We start from the raw sequence: 16,610 nt of genomic DNA, 5'->3' as shown, positions 1-16,610 counted from the left end.
GGTGCTTGATGAATAAAAATGTAAAAAGATATTTATTTATGTCTTCAATACCAGCCTTTTCGTTTATTACAATACTTATATCTCCAATGTTTGCGAACAAGCTTGGATTGAGCGTATATGAAGCTGGTATGGTTTTTTCAATCGTTTATGGAGTTCAATCAATATTGACATTTTTAATAGGAAAATTATTTGAAAAAAGATCGCCAAATTATGGTATTACAATTGGTAGAACTCTCTTTGGAATTGGAAACTTAGTTTTGGCATATTCATTTAACTTTAAACTTTATTTATTTGCTCAAATATTGATAGGTAGTTTCGATATGTTTTTCCCACTTTTGAGTATGTATGAAAGAGCTATAATCTCACCTAAAAATAGAAATAAATTTTATACGTTATTACCAATAATAAGTGAAGGAGTTAAAGCTGTTTTATTTATACCAATGTTATTTTTTATTGACTATGATAAAACGCCAATAACTTTTTATAGAACAGTATTTTTAATTGTTTTTTTATTGAACTTAGTTTATTCTTTGTTTATGTTAAAAGTTTTTCCAAAGGTCAAGAATGGAAATGAATTAACAAAATCTCATTCACTTAATCACAATCCGAATAAAAGAAAGTATTTGACTGTTTTATTGAATCAAATATTGTTTTTCTCAAACTTTGGATTTGGTAGTTATTTAATTATATCTTATTATGTTAAAGAAAGTTTGAATGGAGATACTAAAATAATGTTAATTTATGAAATTATTTTTTCTCTTATTGTTTTAAGTTCTATTTTTTGGAGAAAACATATTAAAATGAATGCTGAAAAAACTTTGATAATTGGAACGTTCATAATGTCATTTTTTTATTTTTTATTGATGTTTAAAAGTTGGACTACTTTTTTCTTATCTCATGCAGTATTAGCTATTGGTTTTACACTTTGGATATCTGCAAAAGAACCACTTAAACAAGAATATGCACCAAAAGAGTTTGGTCGTTGGGAAGGATTTTTTAATGGTATTCAAATTTTTTCAAAAATATTTACTCCAATTTTAGCAGGTTTTATTGCTTCAAAATTTTCTTATTCAATGGTATTTTTAATTTCGTTTTTGGTTTTACTTTCAAATACAGTAATTACATTATTTGGATTTAAATATAAAGGAAGAGTTTTATGAAGAAAAATTATATTGCACTTTTAATGGCAGCAGTAATAATGGGAAGTACTTTTCCAATTCAAAAATTGGGTTTAATTAATATAAGCCCATTGCAGTATATTATTTTTAGATTTGGTATAGCTTCTTTAATATCATTTTTTATTTTTGGATATGGAAAATTTTTAGAATCTTTTTTTCTTGGTTTGGTTTTGTCATTTAGCTATATAACTCAAATTATAGGTTTAACTTATACAACGTCATCAAAGTCTGGATTTATTGTTTCTCAATATGTTGTATTAGTTCCAATATTTTCTTATTTTTTAGAAAGAGAAAAAATATCTAAAAATCAATTAATTTCTTTTTTACTTTCTATAGTAGGATCTTATTTATTAACTGGAGGAATAGCTGGTTTTAATTTTGGAGATATGTTAATGTTTTTATGTGCTATAGGCTTTTCTCTACATATAGTATTAATTACAAAGTTTAGTAAGGTTGTTGAGGAAAAAAAATTATTGTTTTTTCAGTTTTTTACTGTAACAATAATAAGTGTTTTTTTATCTTTTGTATTTAAAATAAAGTACGTTTTTAATTTTACTTCTTTGAATAGTATTTTGTACGTTGGTACTATTGGAACTGTTTTAGTGATTTTTTTACAGTTAAAATATCAAAAAAAAGTTGGAAGTAATTTAACTGTTTTATTATTTTTAGCTCAGCCAATTGTTTCAAGTTTTTTGTCTATTCTTATTTTACATGAAGAATTTACTATTATACAAGTATTTGGTGCTTTTTTATTAATGTTAGCAGTTGTTATTTCAACTTTAAAACTATCACAAAAAAATGTATAAAAATTTTATTATTTTTCACTTAATATTTCTATGGCTTTATTTAACTGTAAATCATTTTTAAAGTCTAAAAACACGTTAGTTGTTGTGCAGTATAAAGCTCTATATTTTTCAGCTTCACTTATTTTAGAGGTTAATTTTTCTTCATAATCAACTATAATATCTGGGATTATTCCTTTAAGATTTATATCATAATTTTTTGGAGTGAAGTAATGACCTACAGGCAATTTTATTTCGCCCCCATTTTTGAATTTATAAGTGCTTTGTATTGCTGCTTTCCCGTATGTTTTTGTTCCTAATATTGTTGCAGCATTGTTATCTTTAAATGCACCTGTTAATATTTCTGCAGAAGATGCAGTATTTTTATTTACAAGTATAATTTTTGGTACGTTGTTTAAAAAATAAAAGTACTTTTCAGAGATGGTTCTTTTTGTTTCATTGTAGCCATTACTGTATTTTATGTGTGTAATTACTTTGTTTTTCATGAGCATTGAAGCAATATCAATTGAAATACGTACTAATCCACCTAAGTTTCCGCGTAAGTCTAAGATAAAACCATCAAATTTTTTATCTTTAAATTTTTCTAAGGCTTTTTGCATTTCTATTGCACTATTATTTGCAAATTTTGTTAATTTTATATATAAAAATTTTTTTGAATTTTTTTCAAAAGTTTTATATTTTACTGTTGGAACTTTTATTAAACTTCTTTTAATTTTAAATGCTTTAGGGTTTTTCCAAGTGTTTCTTTTTATTTTTAAGGTTATGTAAGTATTTGGTTTTCCTAATATTTTTTTTTCAGCTTGTTTCCAACCTAATTCAGATACAGTTGAGCCATCTAAACTTATTATTTTATCTCCAACTTTTAATCCGGATTTTTCGGCTGGCGAATATAGCATGGGAGCGACTACAAGAACTTTTTCTTCTTTGTTATATTTTATCATTGCTCCTATTCCAGCGTATTGACTTGAATAATATTCATTATCTTTTTTAACTTTTTCGGGATCGAGATACCAAGCAAATTTATCTCCAAGCCCTTCAATCATTCCGTTTAAAAGTGAGTCTAATATTTTAGAATAATTTGGAGTTCCATAATATTTGTTATTTATTATGTTGATCATATTCAATACTGATTTTTTGTATTGTTCATTATTTGGGTAATTACTAAAAAAAATAGCAGATATAAGAATAAAAATTAATAAGAATTTTTTTAATTTCATTTATAAAGCTCCTTTTATTTAAAGATAAATTAATTATATCAAAATAAAATATTATTTACAAATTAAAATTAATAAAACAAAAGTAATGAAATAATTATACATAGATAAAAATTTATACTTTGAAAATTAATAAAAAAATGGTAAAATTTACTTGATTAAAGTATAAAAGAGAGGAGATGTTTATGTATAAAAATAGACACGATGTTCTTCATATGATACATTCAATAAACACAATTATATCTAAAAATATAGAGTCTAAAATGAAAAAATATTGTGAAAAAGGATTAGTCACATCTCATAGTGAAATTTTAGAATATTTATATAAAAATGAAAAGGCTACGATGAAAGATATATCAAGGTTTACTGGAAGAGATAAATCAACAATAACTTCTTTAATAAAGAAGTTGAGTTCTGGAGGATATGTAGAAAAAGTTTCGGATGATAAAGATAAGAGAAAAACGTATGTTAAACTTACAGAAAAATCTAAAAGATTAAAACAATTATTTCTTGATATTTCTTCTAAATTAGATAATCAAACTTTTAGTGGATTAACAGATGAAGAAACTAATATTTTACATATACTCTTAAATAAGATGTACAAAAATTTAGAAAGGGAGGAGAAATAATGGAAAATTTTACATATTTAAATCCTACAAAAATAGTTTTTGGAAAAGATACAGTAAAAGATATTGGGAAAAATTTATATAAATTTGGTTCTAAAAAAGTTTTATTATTATATGGAAAAGGGTCTATTAAAAAAAATGGAGTTTATGATACGGTTGTAAACTCTTTAAAAGAAAAAAATATAGATTTTGTAGAAGTATCTGGGGTAAAACCAAATCCAGTTTTAACTAAGGTTCATGAAGCAATAAAAATAGCAAGAGAACAAGAAATAGATGGAATATTAGCAGTTGGTGGTGGAAGCGTTATTGATTCAGCAAAGGCTATTGCTGCTGGATTTTACTATGATGGAGATGTATGGGATTTTTTTGAAGGTAAAGCAAAACCTTATAAAGGATTACCGATTTTTACTGTTTTAACTATTTCTGCAACGGGTTCGGAAATGAATTCAGGTGGAGTTATAACTAACGAAAAAGAAAATAAAAAGTGGGCATTTGGTTCGCCATTAGTTTATCCCAAAGTTTCTATAATTGATCCAACTGTTCAATATTCTTTACCAAGAAATCAAACTATAAATGGTGGAATAGATGCTATGACACATGTCTTTGAACTTTATTTTGATAAAACAAAAAATAACGATATAATGGATGAAGTTTCAGAAGGTATAATCAGAACAGTAATGAAACATATTCCTGTTTTATTAAAAGATCCAAAAAACTATGAATCAAGAGCAAATCTAGCATGGAGTGCTACCCTTGCATTAAATAGAATAAATGGTACAGGGCGTCAAGGTGGAGATTGGTCAAGTCATATGATTGAGCATTCTTTGAGCGCATTTTATGATGTGTCTCATGGTGCTGGACTTGCAGTAATTGCACCTGCGTGGATGAAATATGTTTATAAAGAGGATATATCAAAATGGGTAAGATTTGCAGAAAAGATATTTAATATACATGATGGAACTGATGAAGAAAAAGCTTTAAAGGGTATAGATAAGTTGATAGAATTTTATAAAAAAATAGGAGCTCCAACAACTTTGAAAAAATTAAATATAATTGAAGATGATTTAGAAAAAATAGCAAATAATGCCGCATTACTTTGCCCAATGGGAAATATGAAAAAACTTGAAAAAGATGATGTTTTAAATATTCTAAAAATTGCTTATGAATAATGGTGGTGTTTATATGAAAATATTTTTAAAAGTTTTTTTATTTTTACTTTTTATCTTAACTTTAGTTTCTTGTAGTGTGCAAAAAGCTGAGATTGTATTACCAGAAAATCAATTTGATGAATTTCTTTCTTCAAATAAAGATAATGAAAAATATATTTTTATTGGTTTTGATAGTGAATATGATGATTCTGAAAAAGTTTTTTATGAAAATAAATTTTTAGAAAGTTTAATAAAAAATAATTATTCCGTATTAGATAGAAATGATTTAAAGGATATTTTAAATGAACATAAACTTCAATTGACTGGAATAGTTAATAATGAAAATATTAAAGAAACTGGAAGTTTAACTGGTGCAGATATTTTAATAAAAGGTAATTTTTCAAATTTTAATGGCAAAAAGATGTTATCAATATATTTTATAGATATTAAAACTTCTCGAATTAAAAGTTTTCATAATTTCACTTTTGAAAGTAATAATATTATAAAAGTTAATGATAAAAACAATATTCAAAATGAGGCTAAAACAAATAATAAAGAAAAAAAATATAAGTATAAAACATTTAATATGAAAGTATTTTTAGAAGATAATTCTTTTGAAAGTTTTCAAAAAGTGATGAGGACTTTTCAGAAACTTTTAATTAGTAAATATGGTAAAAGTGTATATTTAAAACCAGAGTATAAAAATACATTTATTGATGTAAAAATAAACTATAACGAGAATATTGAATTAAAAGATTTGAAAAATACAGTAAAAATATTGGAAATAAAACCAAAAATATCTTTTGCTATTGGAAAGATGATAAATGGGAAACCCCAATATAGAGCAAATTTTAAAATTCAAAATAAAATTATTAAATTGGATTTTAGATTAATTGATAAGATTAATATAGAAAAGGATAAAAATACTAATAAAAATTTTGTTTTGATTACTTTTAATAAATTTGGTGAAAATATAGTTAGTAAATTAACCTCTAAAAATATAGGAAATTATTTTTTCATATTGTTGAATAATAAAATTATTTCAAAAATAAGAATTATAGAACCAGTAAAAAGAACCGCAAGAATAAATAACTTAAATGAAGAAAAAGAATTAATTCTTAGATTTTTGTATCAATTGAATGATTTAAAAATAAAAAAGGTAATTTATAACTGAATTTAAAATAAAAGATGCCAATGGCATCTTTTATTTTAAAGATCTTTTATAATACATCTTGAATAGAGGTTTTCTAATGAAAAATAATAAAAAAGAAAAATATTTAGAAATCAAAAAAGTATTAAATATATTTTTTAAAAACATATATTTATATATTTCATACGAAATAATTTTTAAAATAATGAGTTTTTTTATAATACTTCCAATTTTTAATGGGATTACAAATTATGTTATTTCAAAGACTTCAAGTAAATTATTTTTTAATAATGATACTTTTAAATTTTTTATAAGTTTTCAAGGAATAATTACAACTATAATTTTAGGTATAATAGCTTTTATTTTTATATATGTTGAAAATGCAGGTTTAATAATAATTACATATCAAAAAAAATTAAACGAATTAATAAATATAAAATCAGCTATTATAAATTCTTTAAAAAAATTAAAAAATACAATGAGTTTGGGTATTTTACAGCTTTTACTTTATTTTTTGTTAATAGTGCCTTTTTTAGGCTTTGGAATGGTACCAACTTTAATAGATGAGTATGAATTGCCAACCTTTATAGAAGATTATATTTTCAATAATGGTATAACTACATTAATTTACATATTTGTTTTTTTGTTTTCTATAAATTATTTAATAAAATGGATTTTTGCTATACATGTTGTTGTTTTAGAAGATAAAAATTTTTCAAACTCTTTGAAAAGAAGTAAAGAATTAGTAAAAGGTTCATTTTGGAAAATTTTGGGTGTTATGCTATTTTGGCAATTTGTTATTTTATTTATAATTATTCTAATAATTATTTTAGGTGTTTTATTAATAACATTGATTTCTGGTTTCTTTGGAGAAAATTCTATTGTTTTTGAAGGTATTGAATATATATTTACATCTTTAAGTATAAGTTCTACATTTTTAATTTCAATATTTACAGTTCCTTTAAATATGATAGTTATAACGGATTTGTATTTTAAAAGGTTAAAAAGTATTAAAAATAGTGAATTTGAAATAAAAAAATTTAAAGTATATAATTCTAAGTTTGAGTTAGATAAATTCATAAAAAAACATATAAAAATAGTAGTGTTTATTCTTATTTTAACAATATTTTTTATGGGTAATTATACATTTTCTATGGAAAAAGTAAATTTTAATTCAAAAGTATACGTTAATGCTCATCGTGGAGATTATTTAAGTGCTCCAGAAAATACTATTTCTGCAATTAAAGTTGCGGTAAAAAACAAAGCTGATTTTGCAGAAATAGATGTTAGATTAACTAAAGATAACATTGTTGTATTATCACATGATAGCTCTTTGAAAAGAGTTGCAGATAAAAATATAACTGTTGAAAATAGTTTTTATAAAGATTTAAAAGATATAAATGTTGGCGAAGATTATGAATTTGATGAAAAAATACCAACACTTGAAGAGGTGATTGAATATGCAAAAAATAAAATTAAATTAAATATAGAAATAAAAATAAAAAATCATGATTATAAACTTGTAGATGAAGTTATAAAATTAATAAAAAAATATAAGTTTGAACATGAATGTATAATAACTTCACTCGATTATAATGCTTTGAAAAGAGTAAAAGTATTGTATCCTGTATTAAAAACTGGTTTGATAATGTATGTTAAATTAGGAAAAATGGAGCCTATTTTAAAAAATAAAAATATAGATGTATTTAGTATGGAAGAATCACAAATAGATAAAAGAGTAATTGAAACAATACATAAATATAATAAAAAAATCTTTGTTTGGACTGTAAACGATGAAGAGTCTATGGATTTATTTATAAATTTAGGTGTTGATGGTATAATAACGGATTATACAGATTTATTAGTAAAAAAAATAAAAGAATATAAGGAGCATAAAGATGAAAGAAATAAAATTAAATAAAGATCAAAAGCGAGAATTATTAGATAAAATAAAAGTATTTTTCTTAGAAGAAAGAGATGAAGAGTTAGGTGATTTATCTGCTGAAATCGTTTTGGACTTTTTTCTAAAAGAACTTGGTGATGTTATTTATAATAAGGCAATAGATGATGCACATAGTTTAATGCAAGATATAATAGAAGATATTTTATCTTTACAGAGAATATGATGGAGGTATAGATATGGAATTAAATAACAATTCAATGAGTTTTGCATGGGGAAAAGAAAATGAAAAAGGATTAAAGTTGGATATTGATTTTAAAGAAGGAAAGTCTAATACTAAATTTTCTTTAAATAAAAGTTTTTGTGGTTGGGCCGATGTTATTCATGGTGGAATAATAGCTACTATTTTAGATGAGGTAATGGCTTGGTCTGTAATTTCGCTTGATAAAAGAGTTGTAACTGCTGAAATGAACATAAAGTATAAAAAACCTTTGTATAGTAATACAGAGTATAAAGCTTTTGGTGAAATAATAGAAAATAAAAAAAGAGTTTTTAAAACTTATGGAAAGATTGTAGATACAAATGGAAAAATATTAGCAGAATCTTATGGAACTTATATGGCTTTTAAAGGGTGATATTATGAAGAAAAAATATTTTCAAAGATTGTATAAATACGATGATGAAAATAATAATTATATAATAGAAGTTTCATTAAATAATTATGAAGAAGTATATGATGATTGGGATCCTTCACCATTTAAAAAAAGAGATATTGAAGAAGAATTTAATTATTTTATAATGAATTCATCAAAAGATATACCATTAAAATATGGATTAACAATTGTTTTATATCTTCCTGAATCAAAAAAAGATGATAAAAAAGAAAAAACTTTAAAAACAGCTTATTTAAACTTTTATAATTATATAAATGAAAGAATAAAAGATAAACTTTTGAAATTATATAGGAAGATATTTTATTCATTTTTCTTTTCAATATTTTTATTAATAATGTCTATGTTTATTTTAAAAGATGTAAATAATATGTTTTTTAAACTGGTTAGAGAGGGATTTTCTATAGGTGGATGGGTTTTTTTATGGGAAGCTTTTACAGATTTTTTTTGGACAAGAAATGATATAATATCAGAATATAAAATTTATAAAAGATTGAATGAAGCTAAAATAAATTTTGTTTATAAATGAGGAGAGAAAAATGTTTGTGCATGTATATACTGGAAATGGAAAAGGAAAAACAACAGCTGCTTTAGGGTTAGCTTTAAGAGCAATAGGTGCTGGTAAAAAAGTTTTTATTGGTCAATTTGTAAAAAATATGGATTATTCAGAAATAAACTCTTTAAAGCTACTTCCAAATAATAAAATTGAAAAGTATGGCGTTTCTTGTTTTATTGATAGAAATCCAGAAAAAAAAGACTATGAAGCAGCAAAAAATGGTTTGAAAAGAATTAAAGAAATTTTAAGTACAAATGAATATGATATAGTTGTTTTAGATGAAATCAATATAGCTATGTATTTTAAATTAATATCAGTAGAGGAAGTATTAAAGGTGTTAAAAGAAAGAAATAAAAATATAGAAGTAATATTAACTGGTCGTTATGCACCAAAAGAATTAATTGAGTATGCAGACTTAGTTAGTGATATAAAAGAAGTTAAACACTATTATAATAAAGGAATTTTATCAAGAAAAGGAATAGATAAATAATTGTAAAAAATTATATGCTTGTATTAAAAAAACTGTATTAATTTATAATATATGATATAATAGAGGTATAAATAAAAAAAATATTGGAGGTGCCTTTTTATGAAAAAATTTTATGTAACTACTCCTATTTATTATGTTAATTCAGAACCGCATATAGGTTCTGCTTATACTACAATAGTGGCTGATATAGTGGCAAGATACAAAAGGATGATGGGCTATGATGTTTTCTTTTTAACTGGAACAGATGAACATGGTCAGAAAGTAATGCAATCTGCAGAATTAAAAGGCATTTCTCCAAAAGAATTTGCTGATGAACTTTCAAATAAATTTAGAGTATTGTGGGAAGAAATGGGAATAACTAACGATTATTTTGTTAGAACTACTGATGAACAGCATGAAAAAACTGTTCAAAAAATAGTAAAAAAATTAAAGGATAACGGAGATATTTATAAGGGAAAATATGAAGGGAATTATTGTATTTCCTGTGAATCTTTTTTTAATGATGATGAAGTTATTTTAAAAGATGGAAAAAAACTTTGTCCAGACTGTGGAAAAGAATTAAAATGGGTTGAAGAAGAAAATTATTTTTTTAAACTTTCAAAATACAATGATGCTTTATTAAAACTTTATGAAGAAAATCCGGAATTTGTAGAACCTGAATTTAGAAAAAATGAAATGCTTTCTTTATTAAAGAAAGGTTTAAATGATATAAGTATTACAAGAACAACTTTTAATTGGGGAATTCCTGTCCCAGATGATCCAAAGCACGTTGTTTATGTTTGGGTAGATGCTTTAATTAATTATATAAGTGCTATTGGTTATGAGGAAAGTGAAAAGTTTAAAAAATATTGGCCAGCCGATGTTCATTTTATTGGAAAGGAAATAAACAGATTTCATTCATTAATATGGCCAGCTATTTTAATGGCTGCAAATATTGAATTACCTAAAAAAATATTTGCACATGGATGGTTAACAGTAAATGGAGAAAAAATTTCAAAATCTAAAGGTAATGCAGTTGATCCAAGAATCTTAATGAATGCTTATGGAAAAGATGCAATAAGGTATTATTTGTTAAGGGATATAACGTTTGGAAGAGATGGTGATTTTTCTGAAGATAATTTAATAACAAGATATAATGCAGATCTTGCAAATGATTTGAGCAATCTTGTGCACAGAACTCTTTCAATGTTAGATAAATATTTTGATGGTATTATATTAGAACCTGATAAAATAGAAAAAGTAGATGATGAACTTCATACTTTAATAGAAAAAAATTCAAAAAAATACTTTGAATTTATGGATAAATATCAATTTACCCATGCTCTTGAAGCTTTGTGGGAAATTATAAGGTTCTCAAATAAATATATTGATTTAACAGAACCATGGAAACTTGGAAAAGATGAAAGTAAAAAAGATAGACTTTCTACGGTTATGTATAATTTAGCAGATTCAATTAGAAATATAAGTATATTAGTTTCACCAATAATGCCTGAAACATCTGAAAAAATATTAAAAAAATTAAATTATAATAAAGATCATATAAACTTTGAAAATATAAAAAATGGTGGATTGCACACGGGAGTAAAAATAAGTAGAGGTGAACCTGTTTTCCAAAGATTGGATATGGAAAAATGGGAAAAGGTAATAAAAACAAATAATGAAATAAAAGAAGAAAAAAATAATGAAAATGTAATAGAATTGATTGAAATAAATGATTTTAAAAAAGTTCAATTAAAAGTTGCAAAGGTAATAACTGCTGAACCAATCCCAAAATCAAAAAAATTATTAAAATTAATGTTAAATGATGGAAGTAAAGAGAATAGACAGATTCTTGCTGGAATTTCTAAGTTTTATAAACCTGAAGATCTTATAGGAAAAAATATAATAATAGTAGCTAATTTAAAACCAGCAAAATTAATGGGACAGATATCAAATGGTATGCTGCTTGCTGCAAAAAATGGAGATGATTTAACGATTCTAACAACTGATAAAAATATAGAACCAGGATCGATAATATCTTAAATGGAGGTATAGGGAGTGTCTGAAAATAATGAAGAAATGTTGGAAAAACATTTAGTTGATAGAAGATTTACCGATGAAATGAAAGAATCGTACCTTTTGTATTCTTTAAGTGTTATAGTTAGTAGAGCTATTCCAGATGCTAGAGATGGATTAAAACCAGTTCAAAGAAGAATTCTTTATTCAATGGATGAACTTGGCTTGAAACATACATCTGCATATAAAAAATCTGCTAGAATAATTGGAGAAGTAATGGGTAAGTATCACCCACATGGAGATGCTTCCATTTATGATGCTCTTGTTAGAATGGCTCAAGATTTTTCAATGAGATATCAACTTGTAAATGGTCAAGGAAACTTTGGGTCAATAGATAGAGATCCACCAGCTGCTATGAGATATACAGAAGCAAAAATGCAAACTATCTCAGAATATATGCTTCAAGATATAGAAAAAGATACGGTTGCTTTTAATGATAATTTTGATGGCTCTTTGAGAGAGCCCGAAGTTTTACCAACAAGATTACCAAATTTATTAATGAATGGAGTTAGTGGTATAGCAGTTGGAATGGCTACAAGTATTCCACCACATAATTTAAGAGAGCTTGTAGGTGGATTCAAATATTTAATAGACAATCCAGAAGCAACAGTTCCGGATTTAATGCAATATATAAAAGGTCCAGATTTACCAACTGGAGGTATTATTGTAGATGGTGAAAGAATAAGAGACTTTTATGAAACCGGAAGAGGAAAGTTTACAACTCGTGCAAAGTATGAAATAGTTGAAAACAAAAATAAAAGTGCAATAGTAGTTACAGAAATACCTTACAATGTTTCTAAGATTGATATAATAGAACAAATTGTTGCTTATGTAAAAAGAATGAGAGATATGAAAAAAGATTCAGGAATAAGCGATTTAAGAGACGAATCAGACAGGAGAGGTATGAGACTTGTAATAGAATTAAAGAGAAATGCAAATCAAAATAGAATAATAAATGATTTATTAAAGCATACATCTCTTCAATCAACATTTTCTATACAAATGAATGTTATAGATAATAAAAAACCAAGTTTAATGAATTTAAAAGGGCTTATGAACGCTTTTATAAATCATAGAGTAGAAGTTGTAACAAGAAGAACAAACTATGAATTAAAAAAAGCAGAAAAAAGAGCACATATAGTTGAAGGATTAATAAAAGCTGTACAAGGAATAGATACAGTAATTGAAATAATAAGAAATTCAGATAATCCACAAGATGCATTAAAAAATTTACAAGAAACAATAGGTGTTTCTGCAGAACAAGCAAAAGCTATTTCTGAAATGAGATTAATTAGCTTATCAAAATTAGAAATAAATAAACTTACAGATGAATTAAAAGATTTAAATGAAAAGATAAAATGGGCAAATGAAGTTCTTGAAAACACAGATAAAAAGATGGAAATAATAAAATCAGAATTAGATGAGATTGATAAAAAATTTGGAGATGACAGAAGAACAGAAATAACATTTAATTTATCTAATTTGAAGTCTAATGAAGAATTAATAGAAGATGAAGATATAGTTATTGTTTTAAGTCAATATGGATATATAATGGCTGTACCAAGTACAGAATATAAAGTTCAAGGTAGAGGTGGAAAGGGAGTAAAAGGTCTTAAAATATCAGATAATGATAATGTTTTAGATGTTATTTTTGCAAGAAGAAAATCTAAATTAATGATAATAACTTCTGCTGGAAAGGCTTATCAATTACCAGCATATGAAATAGAACTTGCTGCTAAAAATAGAAAAGGTAAACATGTTGCAAATTATGTATCTCTTTCTGATGGAGAAAAAATAAAGACAGTTGTTCCAATAGGTTTAGATGGAGATTATGATAAATTTGTTATGTTCTTTACTAAAAAGGGAAAGGTAAAGAAAACATCATTGAGAGAATTTGCAAATGCAAGGAAAAGTGGAATAAAAGCCTTAAATCTTAAAGAAGATGACGAAGTTGTAGATGCATTAATAATTTCAAATGATTCAGAAGAAGTTTTAATAGTAACTAAAAGAGGTATGGCATTAAAATTTTCTTCATCAGATGCAAGAGCAATGGGAAGAACTGCAGGTGGCGTTATTGCAATAAAATTAAAATCAAAAGATGAAGTTGTAAATGCAGTTAAGATTGATAATAACAAAAAACTTTTAATAGTTACTGAAAATGGATATGCAAAAAGAGCAAAGTTTTCTTCTTATAGACTTCAATCGAGAGGTGGAATAGGTTTAAAAACAATAAAAGATATTAATAAAATAGGAAATATTGTTGCTGCTTTAAGTGTAGAAGAAAATCAAAATCTTTTATCATTTTCTAAAAATGGAAAAGCAATAAGAGTACCTATTTCTTCGATAAACACTTTGGGAAGGGTGACGCAAGGTGTAATAACTGTTAGATTGGATAAAGGAGATTTAATTTCAAGTGTTATAATCGTAAATGCTGAAGAAGAGGAGGAAATTTAATGAAAAAATTAACTTCTAAACAATCTTTAGTCCTTGAATTTATTAAAGATTATATATCAAAAAACAGTTATGCCCCAAGTGTTAGAGATGTTATGAAACATTTTAATTTTAAAAGTCCAAGAGCAGCACATAAACATTTAATTACATTAGAAGAAAAAGGATATATAGAGAGAAATAATGTTTCAAGGGGAATAAAATTGACTTCTAAATCAGGAGAAATTTTCACTAGTGAAAAAGTAGTTCCAGTGGTTGGTAAGATAGCTGCTGGAGCTGCTATAGAAGCTATTGAAAATATAATAGATACTGTTCCTCTTTCTTCTAATTATTTTTCAAAGAATAATGAGTACTTTGCATTATTGGTAGAAGGAACTTCAATGATAGAAGCTCATATAATGAGTGGAGATTATGTTATAATAAAAAAACAAGATTTTGCAAAAAATAATGATATAGTTGTTGCATTAATAGATGGAAATTATGCAACTTTAAAAAAATTTAGAAAGAAAGATGATATTATACATTTAATTCCAGAAAATAAAAATATGAATATTATTAAAGTAGAACCAGATAGGTTACAAATACAAGGGGTTATGGTTGGATTAATAAGAATGTTTGAATAAAAATAAACAAGAACAAGGAGGTATATTATGGAAATAGTTTTAAATGAAGTTGAAGGTAAAAAAATAATAAAGATTTCTGGTGAAATAGATATGTCTAATATAAAAGAAGTAAAAGAAAAAATTTTAGATCTTAAATTATCTGAAATGATTTTAGATTTTAAAGATGTTTCTTATTTAGACAGCTCAGGAATAGGAATGCTTATAAGTTTACATAAAACAGCACAATTAAAAAGTGGTTCTCTTGAAATAATAAATATTGAAGAAAAAATAAGAAAATTATTTGAAATGGTTGGCTTGGATAAAATATTAAATATAAAATAAGGAGGATTTTATGAAAATAGCTATTGGATCTGATCATGCTGGTTTTGATATGAAAGAGATTATAATAAATTACTTGAAAGAAAATAATCATGAAGTTGTAGACATGGGTGCATATTCAACAGAAAGTGTTGATTATCCAGACTTTGCAGAAAAGGTTGGGAAAGCTGTTGTTAATAAAGAAGTTGATTATGGTATTTTAATGTGTGGAACTGGAATAGGAATTTCAATTGCTGCAAATAAGGTTAAAGGAGTTAGAGCTGCACTTTGTTTTTATCCTACTATGGCAGAACTTTCAAGAAAACATAATAATGCAAATGTATTGGTTATGGCTGGTAGGTTAATGGGATATGATGTAGCAAAATGGACGGTTGATAAATTTTTAAGTACTGAATTTGAAGGAGGAAGACATCAAAGAAGGATTGATAAAATTTCAAAGATTGAGGAGTGATTTCTATGAAAATAGTATATGATCCCAGACATATGTTTTATAATCCAAAATCTGAATTTGATAGAATTAAAATGGTAGAAAATCCAGAAACACCAATAAGAGTAGAAGAAATAATAAAAGTTTTAAAATTAAAATATGAGGATAGTTTTGTAAAATCAAGAGATTTCCCAAGATCATATTTATATTTAGCACACGATCCAGATTATATAACATGGTTAAAAGCAAAATCTAAAACTTTAAAGGATGGAGAAGAATATTTTCCTAAAGTATTTGGATATGATAGGATATTTGATAATGGTACACCGATTTTAAATAATTCATTTGAAATGGCTTGGATTTCTATTAAAAATGCATTAACTGGTGCACAAATAATATATGAAAATAGTGACGATATAGTATATGTAGGAACAAGACCTCCAGGACATCATGCTGGGTTGAGCATGGGTGGAGGCTATTGTTATTTTAATAATACTGCCGTTGCTGCTAAGTACTTACAAACTAAAACAAATGGATTTGTTGCAATACTTGATTTGGATTTTCATCATGGGAATGGAACACAAGAAATTTTTTATCAAGATGTTAGTACATTGTTTATAAGTATACATGGTAATCCATCAAATAATTATCCATACATTTCTGGATATGAATGGGAAATAGGAGAAAATGAAGGAAAGGGGTATAACTTTAATTTTCCACTTGAAGATGGTATAGGAGGAACAATTTATCAAAGAGTTTTAGAAAAATCATTATTGGAAATTGAAAGTTTCGACCCAGATTATCTTTTAATATCTTTTGGTAGTGACACACACAAAGATGATCCTTTGGGGACGTTTAATTTAAATAAAAGAGATTATGAAGAAATTGGAAGAATGATAAATCAAATTACAATTCCTAAATTAATACTACAAGAAGGTGGATATAATCCAATAGCAAATGCTGAAGCTGTTAATTCTTTGTTGTCTGGATTGTTAAGATGAAA

The 16,610-nt window shown here is 25.3% G+C and carries 17 protein-coding genes; 16 read left to right on the top strand and 1 reads right to left on the bottom strand.

The genetic code is table 11. The features are described 5' to 3' along the window. The first annotated feature begins 8 nt into the window (after positions 1-8). Together IGS63_RS09420 and IGS63_RS09415 are read left to right on the top strand one after the other, a co-directional pair. The gene (locus IGS63_RS09420) at positions 9-1,160 is read left to right on the top strand and encodes an MFS transporter (RefSeq protein WP_190614440.1); all 1,152 of its coding nucleotides are present in this window, start codon (positions 9-11) and stop codon (positions 1,158-1,160) included. Then, positions 1,157-1,984, top strand: coding sequence for a DMT family transporter (locus tag IGS63_RS09415; protein ID WP_190614439.1), 828 nt, complete (start codon positions 1,157-1,159; stop codon positions 1,982-1,984). Before IGS63_RS09420 ends, IGS63_RS09415 begins: the two co-directional genes overlap by 4 nt. Before the next feature lie 8 nt (positions 1,985-1,992). Here IGS63_RS09415 and IGS63_RS09410 read toward each other — a convergent pair whose 3' ends face one another. Continuing rightward, positions 1,993-3,198, bottom strand: a complete 1,206-nt coding sequence (locus tag IGS63_RS09410) for a S41 family peptidase (RefSeq protein WP_190614437.1) — start codon at positions 3,196-3,198, stop codon at positions 1,993-1,995. A gap of 182 nt (positions 3,199-3,380) precedes the next feature. Between IGS63_RS09410 and IGS63_RS09405 the strand changes: the two genes are divergently transcribed. From IGS63_RS09405 to IGS63_RS09340, 14 genes are all read left to right on the top strand, one after another. Continuing rightward, on the top strand, positions 3,381-3,824 hold the full coding sequence (locus tag IGS63_RS09405) for a MarR family winged helix-turn-helix transcriptional regulator (RefSeq protein WP_190614436.1): 444 nt from the start codon (positions 3,381-3,383) through the stop codon (positions 3,822-3,824). Further along, positions 3,824-4,990, top strand: a complete 1,167-nt coding sequence (locus IGS63_RS09400) for an iron-containing alcohol dehydrogenase (RefSeq protein ID WP_190614434.1) — start codon at positions 3,824-3,826, stop codon at positions 4,988-4,990. The genes IGS63_RS09405 and IGS63_RS09400 overlap by 1 nt, the downstream gene beginning before the upstream one ends. A gap of 13 nt (positions 4,991-5,003) precedes the next feature. After that, the gene (locus IGS63_RS09395; protein WP_190614432.1) at positions 5,004-6,143 is read left to right on the top strand and encodes a CsgG/HfaB family protein; all 1,140 of its coding nucleotides are present in this window, start codon (positions 5,004-5,006) and stop codon (positions 6,141-6,143) included. A gap of 76 nt (positions 6,144-6,219) precedes the next feature. Then, positions 6,220-8,040, top strand: a complete 1,821-nt coding sequence (locus IGS63_RS09390; protein ID WP_190614430.1) for a glycerophosphodiester phosphodiesterase — start codon at positions 6,220-6,222, stop codon at positions 8,038-8,040. After that, positions 8,018-8,245 carry a DUF2164 domain-containing protein gene (locus IGS63_RS09385; protein ID WP_198423046.1) on the top strand — a complete coding sequence of 76 codons (228 nt, stop codon included), beginning with the start codon at positions 8,018-8,020 and terminating at the stop codon, positions 8,243-8,245. The genes IGS63_RS09390 and IGS63_RS09385 overlap by 23 nt, the downstream gene beginning before the upstream one ends. 13 nt (positions 8,246-8,258) lie before the next feature. Continuing rightward, positions 8,259-8,654 (top strand): PaaI family thioesterase, encoded by a 396-nt coding sequence (locus tag IGS63_RS09380; RefSeq protein ID WP_190614428.1) that lies wholly within the window; start codon positions 8,259-8,261, stop codon positions 8,652-8,654. A gap of 4 nt (positions 8,655-8,658) precedes the next feature. Then, a complete protein-coding gene (locus tag IGS63_RS09375; protein ID WP_190614426.1) occupies positions 8,659-9,219 on the top strand; it encodes a hypothetical protein in 561 nt (186 codons plus the stop codon). Positions 9,220-9,229: 10 nt separating this feature from the next. Beyond that, entirely contained in the window at positions 9,230-9,736 is a 507-nt protein-coding gene (gene cobO / locus IGS63_RS09370) for a cob(I)yrinic acid a,c-diamide adenosyltransferase (RefSeq protein WP_190614424.1), read from the top strand. A gap of 99 nt (positions 9,737-9,835) precedes the next feature. Then, positions 9,836-11,758: a methionine--tRNA ligase gene (metG, locus tag IGS63_RS09365; protein ID WP_190614422.1), complete on the top strand. Its 1,923-nt coding sequence runs from the start codon at positions 9,836-9,838 to the stop codon at positions 11,756-11,758. Positions 11,759-11,794: 36 nt separating this feature from the next. Continuing rightward, positions 11,795-14,245, top strand: coding sequence for a DNA gyrase subunit A (gene gyrA, locus IGS63_RS09360; protein ID WP_190616157.1), 2,451 nt, complete (start codon positions 11,795-11,797; stop codon positions 14,243-14,245). Further along, positions 14,245-14,862, top strand: a complete 618-nt coding sequence (gene lexA, locus IGS63_RS09355) for a transcriptional repressor LexA (RefSeq protein ID WP_190614421.1) — start codon at positions 14,245-14,247, stop codon at positions 14,860-14,862. The genes gyrA and lexA overlap by 1 nt, the downstream gene beginning before the upstream one ends. 27 nt (positions 14,863-14,889) lie before the next feature. Further along, positions 14,890-15,183: an STAS domain-containing protein gene (locus IGS63_RS09350; protein WP_190614419.1), complete on the top strand. Its 294-nt coding sequence runs from the start codon at positions 14,890-14,892 to the stop codon at positions 15,181-15,183. 10 nt (positions 15,184-15,193) lie between these two features. Continuing rightward, positions 15,194-15,631, top strand: a complete 438-nt coding sequence (gene rpiB / locus IGS63_RS09345; protein WP_190614417.1) for a ribose 5-phosphate isomerase B — start codon at positions 15,194-15,196, stop codon at positions 15,629-15,631. 5 nt (positions 15,632-15,636) lie between these two features. After that, entirely contained in the window at positions 15,637-16,608 is a 972-nt protein-coding gene (locus IGS63_RS09340) for a histone deacetylase family protein (protein WP_190614415.1), read from the top strand. The last annotated feature ends 2 nt before the right edge of the window (positions 16,609-16,610 follow it).

Origin of the sequence: Tepiditoga spiralis (assembly GCF_014701195.1) — a bacterium.
GTDB classification, from domain to species: Bacteria; Thermotogota; Thermotogae; order Petrotogales; family Petrotogaceae; genus Tepiditoga; species Tepiditoga spiralis.
The sequence above is the reverse complement of the archived record's forward strand: the minus strand, read 5'-3'. Positions and strand labels throughout refer to the sequence as shown.

Bases quoted from the DNA above. Each gene is read 5' to 3' on its own strand.
- IGS63_RS09395 (WP_190614432.1), top strand. From the start codon at position 5,004: ATGAAAATATTTTTAAAAGTTTTTTTATTTTTACTTTTTATCTTAACT.
- IGS63_RS09405 (WP_190614436.1), top strand. From the start codon at position 3,381: ATGTATAAAAATAGACACGATGTTCTTCATATGATACATTCAATAAAC.
- lexA (WP_190614421.1), top strand. From the start codon at position 14,245: ATGAAAAAATTAACTTCTAAACAATCTTTAGTCCTTGAATTTATTAAA.
- cobO (WP_190614424.1), top strand. From the start codon at position 9,230: ATGTTTGTGCATGTATATACTGGAAATGGAAAAGGAAAAACAACAGCT.
- IGS63_RS09385 (WP_198423046.1), top strand. From the start codon at position 8,018: ATGAAAGAAATAAAATTAAATAAAGATCAAAAGCGAGAATTATTAGAT.
- IGS63_RS09350 (WP_190614419.1), top strand. From the start codon at position 14,890: ATGGAAATAGTTTTAAATGAAGTTGAAGGTAAAAAAATAATAAAGATT.
- IGS63_RS09390 (WP_190614430.1), top strand. From the start codon at position 6,220: ATGAAAAATAATAAAAAAGAAAAATATTTAGAAATCAAAAAAGTATTA.
- IGS63_RS09375 (WP_190614426.1), top strand. From the start codon at position 8,659: ATGAAGAAAAAATATTTTCAAAGATTGTATAAATACGATGATGAAAAT.
- IGS63_RS09380 (WP_190614428.1), top strand. From the start codon at position 8,259: ATGGAATTAAATAACAATTCAATGAGTTTTGCATGGGGAAAAGAAAAT.
- rpiB (WP_190614417.1), top strand. From the start codon at position 15,194: ATGAAAATAGCTATTGGATCTGATCATGCTGGTTTTGATATGAAAGAG.
- IGS63_RS09340 (WP_190614415.1), top strand. From the start codon at position 15,637: ATGAAAATAGTATATGATCCCAGACATATGTTTTATAATCCAAAATCT.
- IGS63_RS09415 (WP_190614439.1), top strand. From the start codon at position 1,157: ATGAAGAAAAATTATATTGCACTTTTAATGGCAGCAGTAATAATGGGA.
- IGS63_RS09420 (WP_190614440.1), top strand. From the start codon at position 9: ATGAATAAAAATGTAAAAAGATATTTATTTATGTCTTCAATACCAGCC.
- gyrA (WP_190616157.1), top strand. From the start codon at position 11,795: ATGTTGGAAAAACATTTAGTTGATAGAAGATTTACCGATGAAATGAAA.
- IGS63_RS09410 (WP_190614437.1), bottom strand. From the start codon at position 3,198: ATGAAATTAAAAAAATTCTTATTAATTTTTATTCTTATATCTGCTATT.
- metG (WP_190614422.1), top strand. From the start codon at position 9,836: ATGAAAAAATTTTATGTAACTACTCCTATTTATTATGTTAATTCAGAA.
- IGS63_RS09400 (WP_190614434.1), top strand. From the start codon at position 3,824: ATGGAAAATTTTACATATTTAAATCCTACAAAAATAGTTTTTGGAAAA.